Origin of the sequence: Thioclava sp. F36-7, assembly GCF_002020075.1 — a bacterium.
GTDB classification, from domain to species: Bacteria; Pseudomonadota; Alphaproteobacteria; order Rhodobacterales; family Rhodobacteraceae; genus Thioclava; species Thioclava sediminum.
Genome location: NZ_MPZR01000014.1, coordinates 18,541 through 34,170 on the forward strand (window position 1 = coordinate 18,541; position 15,630 = coordinate 34,170).

At 60.6% G+C, this 15,630-nt stretch carries 13 protein-coding genes; all 13 read right to left on the reverse strand.

Features of this window, described 5'->3' with window-relative positions; translation table 11 throughout:
* Positions 1–262: 262 nt before the first annotated feature.
* The 13 genes from BMI89_RS19110 to BMI89_RS19170 all read right to left on the reverse strand — a co-directional run bounded on the left by BMI89_RS19110 (position 263) and on the right by BMI89_RS19170 (position 15,565).
* Positions 263–967 carry an ABC transporter ATP-binding protein gene (locus BMI89_RS19110; RefSeq protein WP_240497842.1) on the reverse strand — a complete coding sequence of 235 codons (705 nt, stop codon included), beginning with the start codon at positions 965–967 and terminating at the stop codon, positions 263–265.
* A complete protein-coding gene (locus tag BMI89_RS19115) occupies positions 957–2,090 on the reverse strand; it encodes an ABC transporter permease (RefSeq protein WP_078572404.1) in 1,134 nt (377 codons plus the stop codon). Before BMI89_RS19115 ends, BMI89_RS19110 begins: the two co-directional genes overlap by 11 nt.
* On the reverse strand, positions 2,087–3,232 hold the full coding sequence (locus BMI89_RS19120) for an efflux RND transporter periplasmic adaptor subunit (protein ID WP_078572405.1): 1,146 nt from the start codon (positions 3,230–3,232) through the stop codon (positions 2,087–2,089). Before BMI89_RS19120 ends, BMI89_RS19115 begins: the two co-directional genes overlap by 4 nt.
* A 3-nt stretch (positions 3,233–3,235) precedes the next feature.
* Positions 3,236–3,781, reverse strand: a complete 546-nt coding sequence (locus BMI89_RS19125; RefSeq protein ID WP_246832075.1) for a TetR family transcriptional regulator — start codon at positions 3,779–3,781, stop codon at positions 3,236–3,238.
* 199 nt (positions 3,782–3,980) lie between these two features.
* A complete protein-coding gene (locus BMI89_RS19130; protein ID WP_078572407.1) occupies positions 3,981–4,523 on the reverse strand; it encodes a DUF2478 domain-containing protein in 543 nt (180 codons plus the stop codon).
* Positions 4,524–4,533: 10 nt separating this feature from the next.
* Positions 4,534–5,154, reverse strand: a complete 621-nt coding sequence (locus tag BMI89_RS19135) for a carbonic anhydrase (RefSeq protein WP_078572408.1) — start codon at positions 5,152–5,154, stop codon at positions 4,534–4,536.
* A gap of 11 nt (positions 5,155–5,165) precedes the next feature.
* Complete coding sequence (locus BMI89_RS19140) at positions 5,166–5,960, reverse strand: peptidylprolyl isomerase (RefSeq protein WP_078572409.1); 795 nt, start codon at positions 5,958–5,960, stop codon at positions 5,166–5,168.
* 5 nt (positions 5,961–5,965) lie between these two features.
* Positions 5,966–6,733: a respiratory nitrate reductase subunit gamma gene (gene narI, locus BMI89_RS19145; RefSeq protein WP_078572410.1), complete on the reverse strand. Its 768-nt coding sequence runs from the start codon at positions 6,731–6,733 to the stop codon at positions 5,966–5,968.
* Between the two features lie 11 nt (positions 6,734–6,744).
* On the reverse strand, positions 6,745–7,464 hold the full coding sequence (gene narJ / locus BMI89_RS19150; protein WP_078572411.1) for a nitrate reductase molybdenum cofactor assembly chaperone: 720 nt from the start codon (positions 7,462–7,464) through the stop codon (positions 6,745–6,747).
* Positions 7,464–8,987: a nitrate reductase subunit beta gene (gene narH, locus BMI89_RS19155; protein ID WP_078549144.1), complete on the reverse strand. Its 1,524-nt coding sequence runs from the start codon at positions 8,985–8,987 to the stop codon at positions 7,464–7,466. The genes narJ and narH overlap by 1 nt, the downstream gene beginning before the upstream one ends.
* Complete coding sequence (locus tag BMI89_RS19160) at positions 8,984–12,712, reverse strand: nitrate reductase subunit alpha (protein ID WP_078572412.1); 3,729 nt, start codon at positions 12,710–12,712, stop codon at positions 8,984–8,986. Before BMI89_RS19160 ends, narH begins: the two co-directional genes overlap by 4 nt.
* 68 nt (positions 12,713–12,780) lie before the next feature.
* Positions 12,781–14,175 carry a NarK family nitrate/nitrite MFS transporter gene (locus BMI89_RS19165; RefSeq protein ID WP_078522420.1) on the reverse strand — a complete coding sequence of 465 codons (1,395 nt, stop codon included), beginning with the start codon at positions 14,173–14,175 and terminating at the stop codon, positions 12,781–12,783.
* 67 nt (positions 14,176–14,242) lie between these two features.
* Positions 14,243–15,565, reverse strand: coding sequence for a nitrate/nitrite transporter (locus BMI89_RS19170; protein ID WP_078522419.1), 1,323 nt, complete (start codon positions 15,563–15,565; stop codon positions 14,243–14,245).
* Positions 15,566–15,630 lie beyond the last annotated feature (65 nt).

Here is a 15,630-nt window from a genome sequence, read left to right on the forward strand (position 1 = left end):
AAAGGACGGCCTTCGTCGTGCTGCATCAGTAACGCTCCCCACTCCGCCTCGAGTGTCACCCAACTACTTCAGCGTCTGCAAACAAGCTGAAACGCGCGACCAACGCGAAATTCTCGGCAAAAAGCGCACCTTCATGACATTCCCCCGAGGCATCTTTCACAGAAGCGAATAGCACCTCCTGTTTGTGCAGAAGATGAACCTTTGCCGCGCAGCCCCAATATTCGGAAGACAAGCGACGCAACGCCTTCTTCGCGGAAATTCCTCACGCTTCGATCAGTGCCCCGTCGCGGAGATGGATCAGCCGATCGAAGCGGTCGAAGATTTTCTCGTCATGCGTCACGGTGAGAATACAGGCTTCCTGCTCGACTGCGAGCTTTCGCAACAAATCCATCACAAGCTGAGCCCGCACGGAATCGAGAGCCGCCGTTGGCTCGTCGGCAAGAATGATCCGGGGTCGGTTCGCCAGCGCGCGCGCGATGGCAACGCGCTGCGCTTCCCCGCCTGACAGATGCGCGGGCTTGACCCCGGCGCGATGTCCGACCTCGAGATAATCCAGCAATTCGCGTGCCCGTGCTTTCGCCGCCGCAGGCTTCCAGCCCGCGAGATTCAGCACCACCGAGACATTCTCTTCGGCTGTGAGGAACGGAAGCAAGTTATGCGCCTGAAAGATGAAGCCGATCTTGTCGAGACGAAGTTGGCGCAGGTTGCCACGCAGCCATCGGCCGTCAAACACCGTCTCGCCATCAAGCAAGAGACGGCCTGCCGAGGGGTCAACAATGCAGCCGATAATGTTGAGCAGTGTGGTCTTTCCCGAACCCGAAGGGCCGAGCATCGCCACCACCTCGCCCGCATGGATCTGCAATTCGACCACGCGCAATGCATCGACGCGTGTTTCACCCTCGCCATAATGCTTGGCTACGCCTGACACATCGACGAGAAGATCACCAATTGCCATCTCAGCCTCCAATCGCCGTCGCAGGGTCGACCTTGAGCGCGGCACGGATACCGAGCCCGGAGGCCACGATGCAGACACCAACGATGATCCCGGCAAGCACCAATGCGTTGGTGGGCTCCAGCACAACACGGCGAGGAAAATTGTCTTTCACCAGCAAAATCAAAGACAGCCCGATCGCCCAGCCGGAAATTCCCAGGATCAGAGCCTGCTGAACGATGAGACCGAGGATCGTGCGATCTGGTGCCCCGATCAGCTTGAGCGTCGCGATCTGTTTAAGCTTCTCCATCGTCATCGTGTAGATGATCAGCGCTATCACCACCGCCGAGACCGTCAGCAGGATTCCCAGAAACAGCCCGATCTGGCGGCGTGCGCGATCGACGACCGATGCGAGCAAAAGTTCTTCTTGCTGTGCCTGGGTCAGAGCGCCCAAATGCTTCCATTGCCTGATCGTCGTAGCCACCCGCTCAACATCGGCATCGGGCTCAATCCGTGCAATTACTGCGGCGACATTGCTGGCGTCTGGCGACGTAGCGCCACGCGCCGCGCGGACCCTCTCGGCAGCGGGATCGAGTTCGCTTTGCAAAGCCATTGCATCGGAAAGCGTCATGAAGACCGCGGGGTCACCGCCGGAGTTCATCGCATTTTCTGTCAGCCCGACGACGGTAAACCGGTTACGTCCGATACGGATCGTGTCGCCGACCTGAAGCCCTGACTTTCGATCGGCCACCAATTCGTAGTGGCTGCGCCCAAGCCCACGCCCATCAGTGATGGTGAAGGGACCTCCCGGACGACCGCGCTCGTAACCTATAACATATAGCCGGAGCGTCTGCGTCCCGTGCTGTGCCTCGATCGTCTGGTAAGTGATCGCGCCCGCGTCAGAGATCCCCGGAAGGCGCGCCACCGCATCGCGCGTCGCGGAAGGTAGCGAAGACGCCTCGGCAAAGGGCCCCTGAGTATTCGCCTCAACGACCCAGAGATCTGCGCGCGGTGCTTTAACCGCCGCAAGTGCATCCGAAACAAGACCGTTATAAATCCCGATCATCGCCAGCACGACAGTCATCAGTAACCCCAACCCGAAGCAGGTCAGGACAAAGCGAAACAGGCTATGCCGGATATCCTTGAGCGCAAGATTCATTCGTCCACCTCGACGCTCACCTTTCGGCCTTCGACCGCGCCTTTGGGAACCGGCGAAACAACCTCTGCGCCTTCCGGCAGACCGTCCGTCACCTCTGCGCGGCCGAGATCGTCGCGCGCACCGAATTCCAGGGTCGCCTGCGCGAGCGCACCATCCTGCGCGATCCAGACCGTTCCCGAAGCACCGTCGAAGCCCGTGATATCGACCTCGGGCACCATCAACGCCTGATCGCGATGACCAGTCGTGACCAGAGTCTCAGCCTGTTCGCCCAGATACATTTCGGCGGGGCAATCCGTGCAGGCGAGCCAGACCTTGCGCTCCTCGTTGACGCGGTCGCTTTCCAGCCCGATCCGCACGATTTCGCCATGAAACTCTTGTTGCGAGCGCGAACGAAGACGGATGGCGCCCACCTGCCCCAGCGCAAGCTGACCCGCGCGCTCCTCGTCGATATAGGCCTGAATCCAGATCGTCTGCGGATCAATCAGGCTGAAGATCGTGTCACCCGCCTTGACCACCGTGCCGGCCTCGGCCTTGCGCGCAATGATCAAGGCATCATAGGGCGCCGCCAGAACGTGTTTTTCCAGAAGCGTGCGGGCCGATTGCAGATTAGCATCCGCTTCCGCCGCCTGAGCCCGCAGCACCATCAGCTCGGTTTCGGCCACCGCGAGATCGGCGCGCGCCACATCGAGATCGCGCTGGGTTTCCTCCGCGCTCTGCTTTGAGGCGCGATCCGTTCGTGCAAGTTCCTGCTGGCGCGTATTGGCCGCCTCGCGCTGTGACAAAACCGCCTGAGCGCGTGGCAGGGCAGCTTCCGCCTTGGCGAGCGCTGCACGTGCCGCTTCCACCCCCGCATCAGCCTGGGCAACGCGCGCCTGTTGTTCTTCGGGATGCAAACGCGCCAATTCCTGCCCAGCCATAACACGATCACCAGCATCTGCTGACAGGCTCTGCACGGCGCCCCCCAGTTCGAAGCCAACGGCGCTCAGCACACGTGCCTCAACTGTTCCCAAACCATAAATCCGGAGCGTGACATCCGTCTCTGGCGAAAGCACCGTTACCGGCAGCGGACGGTGGCGCAGCACCCAGATCCCAACCGCCAGCGCGACTGCGGCTACACCGACGACAAACCAGCTCTTACGCATCTCTCAGCCATCCTTCCTGCATTCGAGCAAGCGCAGTTGCACATCCAGCAGCGCCAGCCCGGTCTCTTCCATTGACGTCGTGCGCGGCCCGAGGGCCCATCGGATCGCGGCGCCCTGGACAAGCGAGCTCAGCAGATAAGCAGCATCACGCGGCGTGAGATCGACCGATACCCGCCCCTGTGCTTGTGCGGCGGCGATGTCCGCCTCAAGCGTTTCATGGAATACGCTTAGGCGCTCCCGAAAAGCCCCGCGCAGAACTTCGTTCTCGGTCGTCAATTCTCGCGAGAACAGGAGCATTGGGATCGCCGGAGTGCGCGCGATCACCCCAAGCTGTGCCGCCACCAATGCGCGCACCCGGTCCAGCGGATCTGACACACCCTCGAGCGCTGCCTCCCAGGCTGCCGCCAGGGTGTCGGTGACATGCTCGGCGACCGCACCCCAAAGCTCCGCCTTGGACGGGAAGTGCCGGAACAGAGCCGCCTGTGTCAGCCCGATCTGTTTCGCGACCGCATTCGTAGTCACGCGATCAGGGCCGATCTGGTCGGCCATCTCGAGGACGGTCGAAACGATTTCTGCTTTTCGTAGATCTGCGGACTTTCGCATCACATGCCCATTAGTAAGTTATTGATTACTTACTAATGGGTGGCTTTCGAAACGTCAACTGGCTCTTAGAACTGAAACCAATCCCGCATTGCCAGCGACCATTGCTCTCGGAATTTGCGAAATCGAAAGCACCCTCGGTGGCCCGTCAGGCGCCCACAAGACCGCGCGCATCGTCGAACCAGTCGTTGAGCGCCTCGAGTGAGAAAGGAAGGCGACAACCATATCCGCCCGTAAACTCGTCATAAGCAAGTTCGTTCAGGCCGTTGATACCAACGAGGACGGGAATTCCCTGCAGGATAGCTTCAGCAATCACCGGGCGAAACCCGCGCCCCTCGGACTCCATCTTACCGAACTTATTCACGACAAGCAGATCGGCTCCATATGCAAGGCTATGTGAAACCGCTGCGACAGAAGCCTCAAGCGCTGCAGGATCAAGGCGGCAGCCGCGAGATCCCTCGCCAAGTGATTGCGAGATCGATAACACCGGCCCGTCGGGCAAAACCTTAATATCCATATCGCAGGCATGGCTTTTGGGCCGATCAATATTGACCTGAACAACGCCGCACACGCGATGCCCTCGCGCAATCACCTGTCGGGCAAAGCGCGCCATCAGAAAGTCCACGTCACCCCGGCCAGGGCTTTGAATAGCTGCGATAGGAAACATTTCATGTCCTTTCCAATCAATCATTCGCCAAGATTCAGCGCTGCACATCCTCACCGAAAACGCTCGCGCGCGTGATGGTGCAGTCGAGGTCAGCGAGAACCCCGTCCTTGAGCCCATAGATCAATCCGTGAACCTTGACGGGCTCTCCTGCGGTCCAAGCTCGCTGAAGAATTGGTGTCTCAGCTATGCGTCGCACACCCTCGATCACGTTGAGCTCGGCCAAACGGTCGCGCCGGGCCTCGATATTGGCCAGCTGCCCCAGATCAATCGCATAGGCGCGCGCAAGACGACGAATTGGTTCAAGCCAATGGTCCGTGAGACCGCCGAGCATCTCCTCGGTCGCAGCTTTGACACCGCCGCAGCCGTAATGACCACAAACGATAATCTCGCGAATACCAAGGCTTTCGACGGCAAATTCAAGCGCACTCAGCAAGTTCATGTCTGAAGAATGCACGACGTTGGCGACGTTCCGGTGGACGAAGACCTCGCCGGGATCAAGCCCCGCAACAACATTCGCAGGCACGCGGCTATCGGCGCAACCAACCCAGAAGAACTCCGGGTTTTGCCGCGTCGCAAGACGTGAGAAATAGCCAGGCTCCTCCGCCTTGCGGCGTTCCGACCAAGTGCGGTTGCGGGTGAAAAGATCGCTCAGCATCGCTTTCGTCCCTATGCCGCCAGATCGACCCCAGAGATATCTGCTCGTGCGGCGAGCTCCGCCACGAAGGCGCGCACTGCGCGTGTCCAGGCTGCCTTCTCCATCGCTTCGGCAATACGCGGACGCACGGTCTCGTATGGCAGTGGAGCGCCTTCGGCGACCGCATCGAGCCGGATCACATGCCAGCCGAAGCGACTGAGCACGGGCTCCGCGGTAAGCTCTCCTTCGCCAAGCGCACGCAGGGCTTTCTCGAACTCAGGAACGGTGTCGCCCGGGCCGAGCTGGCCGAGGAAGCCGCCCTCGCCGCGCGACGAGCAGTCGCTATTCTCCTTGGCTAGACGCGCAAAGCTTTTGGGTTTTTCGATCGCCTCTGTCGCCAAGGCGCGCGCGCGGGCCTCAGCTGTCTCGCGTTGCGCCTCGTTGCGCGGATCGCAGGCGATCAGTATATGCGCGGCTTCCCAAAGCGGCGGGGCGCGGAACCGCGTGGGATCACGGCTCCATTCGACTTGGATATCCTCCTCGGAGGGACGCGTCACCTCGACGGCATCCTCAAGAAGCGCACGGATCAGAGCCTCGTCCTCGGTCTCGATCTGTCCCGGAGCGACCTCCTGAGGGTCGGCGTCAATCGCACGTTGCTCCGCTTCTTGCAGAAGAAGCGCGCGAACCGCGAGCGCATTGGCCGCCTTGCGCCAGGCAATGCCGGGTTTGTCACTCGGGCCGTTATGATGCTGGGCTTCCGCAGCAATCGCCGCGGAAGGGATAGTCTGGCCATTCACGACCACATCGGGAAAGAGCGGTTTGGTCATTGCTCTCACTCCGCAGCCGAAGGTCGCTTCGCCGCAGCGATACGCCTCTTATTGATGTCGGCAGCACTGCGCTCAGGCAACTTGGAGCTCCGGCGAGACCGCACGATCTGATAACCGGGGCGCAGCAGCAAATAACGTAGCGGCGCGAAGATCCCCGAAGCTATGTGAACGAGGCGGGTGAAGGGGACCAACAGGAAAATGGTCAGTCCGAGCGCGATGTGCAGCTTGAACACAAGCGCCGCGCCCGCGACATAGTCCGCAGCACCCGGCTGGAACGTCCAGATCATCTGCGCCCATGTCATGAACTTGACCATCTCGTGACCGTCGGAGTGTTGCCAGCTCACCGGAACCGTCCCGAGACCGAGCAGAAGCTGAGCCAGCAGGAGCACGAGGATCGCGATATCGGCAAAGCTCGACGTCAACCGAATACGTTGGTCGGTCCAGCGGCGATAGAGCAGCATCCCGCCGCCGACCGTCGCCATCACGCCCGCGATCCCGCCTGCCACGATTGCGAGGATTTGTTTGGCGCCGTGGCTGACATGGAGCATGTCGAATACCCAGATCGGCGTCAGAAGGCCGACGACATGGCCCACGAAGATCACAAGAACCCCGACATGGAACAGGATCGATGCGATCGCGAAATGACGCTGTCGCAGCAACTGGCTCGACGAGGTTTTCCAAGTGAAGGGATCACGATCGTAACGCGCGATCGATCCCAGGAAGAGCACGGAAAGTGCGATGTAGGGGTAGATGCCAAATAGAAACGTATTCATCTGAGCCTCCGTCATTCCGCCGCGGTTTTCGCGTGGCGCAGTTTGGGCGGATCCATCTGCGCGAGCATGTCGCGCACCTGCGGACAGCCTGCATTCGGGTCGGGACCGAAGGTAACCTCGGTTTCTTCCCAGATTTTGTCGATCTCCTCGAGATCGTCGGGGGACGGATCAGGTCGCGCGAGGATCTCGGCCACAGCCTCCTCGTCAGCCACCTCACCCGACATTTGCACGAGCGCCGCGAAGATCGCCGCATACGCGCTCTCGCGCTTGCCCAACCGTTCCCCGATCGCAGCGAGGATATGGGCTGCATCCGCCAGCATGTCGCGCGCTTCCTCGCGCGGACGAGCCGCAAGGAACTCGAGCAGCACGGGAAGATGGTCGGGCAGTTCGGTCGTGGCTGGCTCAAAACCTGCCGCACGATAGGTCTCGAGCAGGTCGACCATGGCACCGCCACGATCACGGCTTTCTCCATGGACATGTTCGAAGAGGTTGAGCGACAGGCTGCGCGAGCGGTCGAAGAGCATCACATAGTCCTCTTCGAGCGCGTAGATGTCACGGGCACCGAGTTCTTCGATCAGCGGGCGCAAGTCCCGCCGTGCCGCCGCCGTGAGCCGCGTCTCGGAGGCGAGAACGCCCCCGATCTCCGGCATCGCCTGTTGCAGTTCCTGCGTCGGATAGCTCAGCAGGACCGAGAAGGCCTTGAGCGTGCGATCGTTGAGTTGATGGTCCATCACTGCACCTCCTGCGGCATCTTGAGCGGTCTTTTGGAGCCCCCGAAGAGCGAGCCCTTCGAGATCCCGGTCGAGCAGCCGTTGCAATCGGTGAACCCGGTGCCCGCGCGCAGGTCATAGGCATCCTCGACCTGTTCACGATGGGTCGTCGGGATCACGAAGCGGTCCTCGTAATCGGCGAGCGCCATGATCTTATACATATCCTCGATCACACGACCCGAGAGACCGACACGTGCGGCGATCCCTTCGTCGCGAACCCCGTCGACGGTCTTTGCCCGCATGTAGGAACGCATTGCAAGCATCCGCTCAAGAGCGGTAGCGATCGGCGCCTCGTCACCGGCTGTCAGCATGTTGGCGAGGTAGCGCAGCGGAATACGCAGGCTCTTCACGTCCGGCATCGCGCCATCCATGCCGATCGCGCCCGCCTCGGCGGCGTTCTGGATCGGTGAGAGCGGCGGAATATACCAGACCATCGGCAGCGTTCGGTATTCGGGATGCAGCGGGAAGGCGACCTTCCACTCCATCGCCATCTTCCAGATCGGGCTTTGCTGCGCCGACTTGATCCATTCCTCCGGAACGCCATCGGCTCGTGCGGCCTCGATTACGACCGGATCGTTGGGATCGAGGAACACGTCGAGCTGCGCGTCATAGAGCTGCTGCTCGGAGGGCGCATTCGCCGCTTGCTCGATCTTGTCGGCATCATAGAGCATGACGCCGAGATACCGAATCCGGCCCACGCAGGTTTCCGAACAAACGGTCGGGTTGCCGCTCTCGATCCGCGGGTAGCACAGGGTGCATTTCTCGGATTTTCCGGTCGACCAGTTGTAATAGACCTTCTTGTAGGGGCAGCCCGAGACGCACATCCGCCAGCCGCGGCATTTTTCCTGGTCGATCAGGACGATGCCGTCTTCCTCACGTTTGTAGATCGCACCCGAAGGACACGACGCTGCACAGGCCGGATTAAGGCAATGCTCGCACAGTCGCGGCAGATACATCATGAAGGTGTTCTCGTATTCCCCGTAGATCTCCTTCTGCACCCCCTCGAAGTTGTAGTCCTTCGAGCGTTTCGAGAATTCGCCGCCAAGGATTTCTTCCCAGTTCGGCCCCTTTTCGATTTTCTCGATCCGTTCGCCAGTGATCTTGGAGCGCGGGCGGGCGGTCGGAAAAGCCTTCATCTCGGGCGCGTTGGCGAGATGCTCGTAGTCGAAATCGAACGGCTCGTAATAGTCGTCGATCGCAGGCAGGTCGGGGTTGGCGAAGATATTCGCCACGATCCGCCATTTCGAACCCTGCCGCGGGATCAGCTTACCGGAACGGGTGCGTTTCCAGCCACCGTTCCAGCGTTTCTGATTTTCCCAGTCGGTCGGGTAGCCGGTGCCGGGCTTAGTCTCGACGTTGTTGAACCAAGCGTATTCGACACCGTCGCGGCTGGTCCAGACGTTCTTGCAAGTCACGGAGCAGGTGTGACACCCGATACATTTGTCGAGGTTCAGCACCATGCCGATTTGTGCGCGGACTCTCATTCTGCTGCCTCCTGGGTAGCGGGCTCATCGAGCCAGTCGATCTTCTTCATCTTGCGGACCACGACGAATTCGTCGCGGTTCGCACCCACGGTGCCGTAGTAGTTGAACCCGTAGGAAAGCTGGGCGTAGCCACCGATCATATGCGTGGGCTTGAGCGTCGCGCGGGTCACCGAATTGTGGATGCCTCCGCGCAGGCCGGTCTTCTGAGAGCCGGGCGTGTTCACGATCTTCTCCTGGGCGTGATACATGAAGATCGTGCCTTCCTTCATCCGCTGCGAGACGACCGCCCGCGCGGTCAGCGCGCCGTTAACGTTGTAGGCTTCAACCCAGTCGTTATCTTCGATTCCCGCTTTCTTCGCGTCGGTCTCCGAAATCCAGACCACCGGCCCGCCGCGGTTCAGCGTGAGCATCAGCAGGTTGTCGGTATAGGTGGAGTGGATGCCCCACTTCTGGTGCGGAGTGATGAAGTTCAGCACAACATGCTTGTCGTCGCCGGCGAGCACATCTTGCGTCACGGTCTTCAGGTCGACCGGCGGACGATAGGACACAAAGCCCTCGCCGAAAGCGCGCATCCAGAGGTGGTCCTGATAGAGCTGCTGACGACCTGAAAGGGTGCGCCATGGGATCAGCTCATGCACGTTGGTGTAGCCGGCGTTGTAGCAGACTTCCTCGCTCTCGATACCCGACCAGGTCGGGGACGAGATGATCTTGCGCGGTTGCGCGGCGATATCACGGAAGCGGATCTTCGTGTGCTCCTGCCCTTCGGCAAGGTGCTTATGCCCGCGGCCGGTGGGCTTCTCGAGCGCCCCCCAAGCCTTGACCGCAACCTCGCCGTTGGTTTCGGGCGCGAGCATTAGGATCACCTCGGTTGCGTCGATGTCGGTATCGATTTTCGGACAACCTTTGGTGGGACCATCCTCCCATTCGCCATTGAGTTTGCGAAGCGCTTCGACCTCGTGCTTGGTATCCCAGCCAATGCCCTTGCCGCCATTGCCCAGCTTATCCATCAGCGGACCGAGCGCCACATACCGATCGTAGATTGCACCGTAGTCGCGCTCGACAGTGACGTAGTTAGGCGCAGTTTTACCCGGGATCAGGTCGCATTCACCCTTCTTCCAATCGCGCACCTCAGGCTGAGCCAATTCGCCTGCCGTGTCGTGCAGGATCGGCGCCTGGACAATGTCGGTTTCCTGACCAAGAACCTCCGGCGAAACCTCTTGGAATTTCTTGGCGATCGCCTTGAAGATCTCCCAGTCGGACTTCGACTCGTAAGCAGGGTCTACAGCCGCTTGAAGCGGGTGAATGAACGGGTGCATGTCCGAGGTATTGAGGTCGTTCTTCTCATACCACGAAGCGGTCGGCAGAACGACGTCGGAATAGACTGCGGTCGTCGACATACGGAAGTCGATGCAAACGAGCAGGTCGAGTTTGCCTTCCGGCGCCTCGTCATGCCAAACGGCCTCCTTCGGCTTCGCCCGACCTTCCTCGCCGAGATCCTTTCCGAGAATCCCGCTGTCGGTGCCGAGTAGGTGACGAATGAAATATTCGTGCCCCTTGCCCGACGAACCCAAGAGGTTCGAGCGCCACACATAGAGATTGCGCATCCAGTTTTCCGGAGCGTCAGGGTCCTCGCAGGACATCTGCAGCTCACCGGACTTCAGCTTTTCGGCCACGTAGTCTTTGGGATCCATGCCCGCTGCCTTGGCAGCCTTGGTGACCTCGAGCGGGTTCGTCTTGAGTTGCGGCGCCGAAGGCAACCACCCCATACGCTCGGCGCGAATGTTGTAGTCGATCAGCGAGATGTCCCAGTCACCCTTCGGCGCGGTCGGAGACAGGATCTCGTCCACCCCGAGCGTTTCGTAACGCCATTGGTCGGTATGGGCATAGAAGGCCGAGGTGCCGTTCATCTGACGCGGCGGGCGCCCCCAATCCAGAGCGAAGGCGAGCGGAAGCCAACCCGTTTGCGGGCGCAGTTTCTCCTGACCGACATAGTGGCTCCAGCCACCACCTTCCTGACCGACGCAACCGCACATCACCAGCAGGTTGATGATGCCACGGTAGTTCATGTCCATATGATACCAGTGGTTCAGACCCGCCCCCAGGATCACCATGGATTTGCCGTGAGTCTTTTCGGCATTGCTGGCGAACTCGCGTGCGACCGCGATGATCTTGTCAGCGGAGACGCCGGTGATCTTCTCGGCCCATTTCGGCGTGTAGGGCAGGTCCTCATTGAAGTCATGGCTGACCCAGTCGCCCCCCAGACCACGATCGAGACCGTAATTCGCACAAAGGAGGTCAAACACGGTCGCGACCATGGCCTCGCGGCCATCAGCGAGCGTGACCTTTCTAACCGGCACGTTTCGGGTCAGGACGTCGGGGTGTTGGCACTTGACGAAATTCTCCGTAGCGGCGCCGCCGAAATAGGGGAAATCGACACCGACGACATCGTCATGGCACTCTTCCATAACCTGGCTGAGCCGAAGCTTCGCCTCTCCCGTGCTGGCGCGGTCCTCGAGGTTCCACTTGCCCTCTTCCCCCCAACGGAAACCGATGGACCCGTTCGGCACGACCATCGCCCCGGAGGCTTCATCATAGGCAACGGTCTTCCATTCGGGGTTGTTGCTCTCGCCCAACCCGTCTGCGAGGTCCGAAGCCCGAAGCATCTTGCCGGGGATGTGGCGGCCATCCTCCTCATCGAGCAGCACGAGCATCGGCATGTCCGAATAGCGACGTGCATAATCCTCGAAATACTCGGCCTGACGGTCGAGATGATATTCGCGCAGGACCACATGCCCCATCGCCATCGCCAGCGCCGAGTCGGTGCCCTGCTTGGGATTGAGCCAGATGTCACCGAATTTCGAGGCTTCCGAGTAATCAGGGCAAATCACGGCGGATTTGGTGCCGCGGTAGCGGGCCTCGGTATAGAAATGAGCGTCCGGCGTGCGGGTTTGCGGCACGTTCGAGCCCCAAATCAGCAGATAGCCCGCATTATACCAATCGGCAGATTCCGGGACGTCGGTCTGCTCGCCCCAGGTCTGCGGCGAGGCAGGCGGAAGATCGCAATACCAGTCATAGAAGGACAGACAGGTGCCGCCCAGCAGAGACAGGTAACGCGCACCTGCAGCGTAGCTGACCATCGACATGGCCGGGATCGGCGAAAAGCCGAAGACGCGATCGGGCCCGTAGGTCTTTGCAGTATAGGCATTGGCGGTCGCAGCGATCTCGGTAGCTTCGTCCCAGCTCGCGCGCACAAAACCGCCCTTCCCGCGGGCCTTAGTGTATTCGGCGCGCAGCAGAGGATCGCTCTGGATGGCAGTCCATGCTTCGATTGGCGACTTGGTCTTGCGCATCTCGCGCCACATTTTCAGCAGCTTGCCACGCACCATCGGGTGCTTCATCCGCGCTGCGGAATAGAGATACCAGCTATAGGAGGCGCCGCGGGCACAACCGCGCGGCTCGTGGTTGGGCAATCCGGGACGCGTGCGCGGGTAATCGGTCTGCTGGGTCTCCCATGTCACGATCCCCGACTTCACGTAAATCTTCCAGCTGCAAGACCCGGTGCAGTTCACACCATGGGTCGAGCGGACGATCTTGTCGTGACGCCAGCGGGACCGATAGGTCTCTTCCCATTTACGGTCCTCGCGGGTCACCTGCCCGTGGCCGTCGGAGAACTGCTCCAACTCCTTGGATTGCAGGAAATTAAGTCTGTCGAGCAAGTGGCTCATGTCGCGTCTCCTTGCGGAAATGGATTGGAAGCGCGCGCCGCGGGACGCCACGGCGCGCGCCGGTCGCGTCAGCAGGGAACGGAGGCGCCCTTGCGGCTGTAGAAGAACCACGTCACCACCACGCAGAGCGCGTAGAAGATCATGAAGCCCCACAGAGCTGCGTTGGGAGCGCCGGTCAGGCTGATCGACGTGCCGTAGAATTTCGGGATGAAGAAGGCACCATAGGCCGCGATCGCCGAGGTGAAGGCGATGATCGCCGAGCTCTCCAGCTCCGATTGCTTGAGCGTGGCGGCCGCGTCGAGATGCGGGTTCAGACGCGGCACTTCCTGACGCATGATCGAGGGGATCATCTGGAAGGTCGAGGCATTACCCACGCCGGTCAGGAAGAACAGCGCCATGAAGCAGGCGAAGAAGCCCCAGAAGCTGCCGGCGTCACCGGCCGAGGGCAGGAACTGCAGCACTCCCCAGACGGCGACGATCATGCCGACGAAGGTCCAGAAGGTCACGCGACCGCCACCGAACTTATCGGAAATCCAACCTGTGCCGGCCCGGCTCAGCGCGCCCACCAGCGGCCCGAGGAAAGCGAATTGCAGCACGTCCACCTCAGGAAACTGCGTCTTCATGAGCAGCGGGAAGCCAGCGGAATAGCCGATGAAGCTTCCGAACGTGCCGGTGTAGAGGACGCACATCACCCAGTTGTGGAAGCGCGAGAAAATCACTGATTGCTGTTTGAACGAAGCGCTGGCCGATGCGATGTCATTCATCCCGAACCATGCGGCGATCGCCGAAAGGACGATGAAGGGCACCCAGACGAAACCAGCGTTCTGCAGGAAGAGCTCACCCCCTGCCGACAATTGCTGGGGCGCGCCGCCGAGGGAGCCGAAGACGCCCGTGGTGATCACGATCGGCACGAGGAACTGCATCACCGAGACGCCCGCGTTGCCGAGGCCTGCATTGAGAGCCAGCGCGTTCCCCTTGGTCTTCTTGGGGTAGAAATAAGCGATGTTGGCCATCGAGGAGGCGAAGTTTCCACCACCGAAGCCGCAGAGCAGCGCGAGCAGCAGGAAGATGGCGTAGGGGGTCTCGGGGTTCTGCACCGCAAAGCCGATACCGAGCGCGGGCAAAAGCAGCGTGGCGGTCGAGAAGGCCGTCCATTTGCGGCCGCCGAAGATCGGGATCATGAAGCTGTAGAAGATGCGCAGTGTCGCGCCCGACAGGCCCGGCAGTGCCGCCAGCCAGAACAGTTGTCCGGTAGAGTAGTCGAAGCCGATTGCGGGAAGCTTGGCGACCACGACGGACCACACCATCCAGACCGAGAAGGCGAGGAGAAGCGCGGGGATCGATATCCAGAGGTTGCGGGTGGCGATCGCATGCCCGCGGGTTTTCCAGAACTCCGGATCCTCGGGACGCCAGTCGGTCAGCACGTGGCCGCTTTGACCGGAGGTTGCTGTTGTGGTGGCCATTGGAGTGGCTCCTTCAGAAATGTGCGAGGGGGGCGGGCCACCCAGCGGGAAGCCCGTTGGGTATTCATCAAGGCATGGACTTCGCGAGCGGCTCATCGGGCACATCGGAAAGATACTTCTCTCCTTTGAGACCAGGATGCCGTGCATGTTCCATGCGGCGGATGGCGATGTGCATCCAGACCGTCGAGACGAGGACCAGCACGAAGAGCAACATGAAGGGAGCAGTCCAGACACCGCTTTGGTCGAGCAAGAAGCCGAAGCTGATGGGCAGGAAGAAACCACCCAGTCCCCCGATCATGCCGACGAGTCCGCCAACGGCCCCGACGTGATGCGGGTAATAAACCGGGATATGCTTGTAGACGGCAGCCTTTCCGAGGCTCATCACGAAGCCCAAGATCACGGTCATCACCATAAACATCGTCGCGTTGAGGCCGAAGGTGAACGAGATCGGGCCGTGGATGCCTTCAACTGTGTAGCTGGTCTCGGGGTAGCTCATGACGAACAGGAGCACGAGCGAGACAATGAAGGTCAAATACATGACGAAACGCGCGCCCCATTTGTCGGACATCCACCCACCAAGAGCGCGGAAAACGGAACCAGGCAGGGAGTAGAAGCCAGCAAAGACTCCGGCCGTCGTGAGCGGCAGCCCATAAGCCCCGACATAGTAGCGCGGCAAGAACGAGGCGAGCGCAACAAAACCGCCGAAGACGAAGAAGTAATAGGTAGCGAAACGCCAAACCTGGATATTCTTGAGCGGTGCGAGTTGGTCCCCTGCAGATACCGGTTTGGCGCCAGTCTTCTTGCGTTCCTGTTGCACCGGATCGGTCTTCGCAGTCAGGTAGAAGAACACTGCCGTTGCAGCGAGAACGACGGCATAGACCTTCGCAGTCCCTTCCCAGCCAAGCGCGACGACAAGGAAGGGAGCAGCGAAGTTCGTCACCGCAGCGCCGACGTTGCCCGCGCCGAAGATACCCAAGGCGGTGCCCTGACGTTCTTTCTCGAACCAGCGTGACGTGTATGCGACGCCGACAATGAAGGACCCCCCCGCCAGGCCAAGGCCAAGTGCTGCGATCAGGAAAACCTCGTAGGTGTGAACCGTTGCCAGCAGCCAGACAGCAACTGCCGTAATGAGCATCTGCAGCGGAAACATGATCCGGCCACCGAACTGCTCGGTCCAGACGCCAAGGAAGATACGGCTGATCGAACCCGTCAGAACCGGGGTGGCAACCAACAGTCCGAACTGCGTATCGGACAAGCCAAGCTCCTGCTTGATCCGGACGCCAATGATCGAAAAAATCGTCCAGACCGCGAAGCAGACGGTGAAGGCGAAAGTGCTGAGCCCCAATGCCCGGTATTGGTCCGAACGAGTGACTCCATCGAGTGTATGCATGTTCTCTCTCCGCAGTTGGGCCGACGTGAACCGCCGGTCTGGTTGCGGACAGATCAACAGGCAGG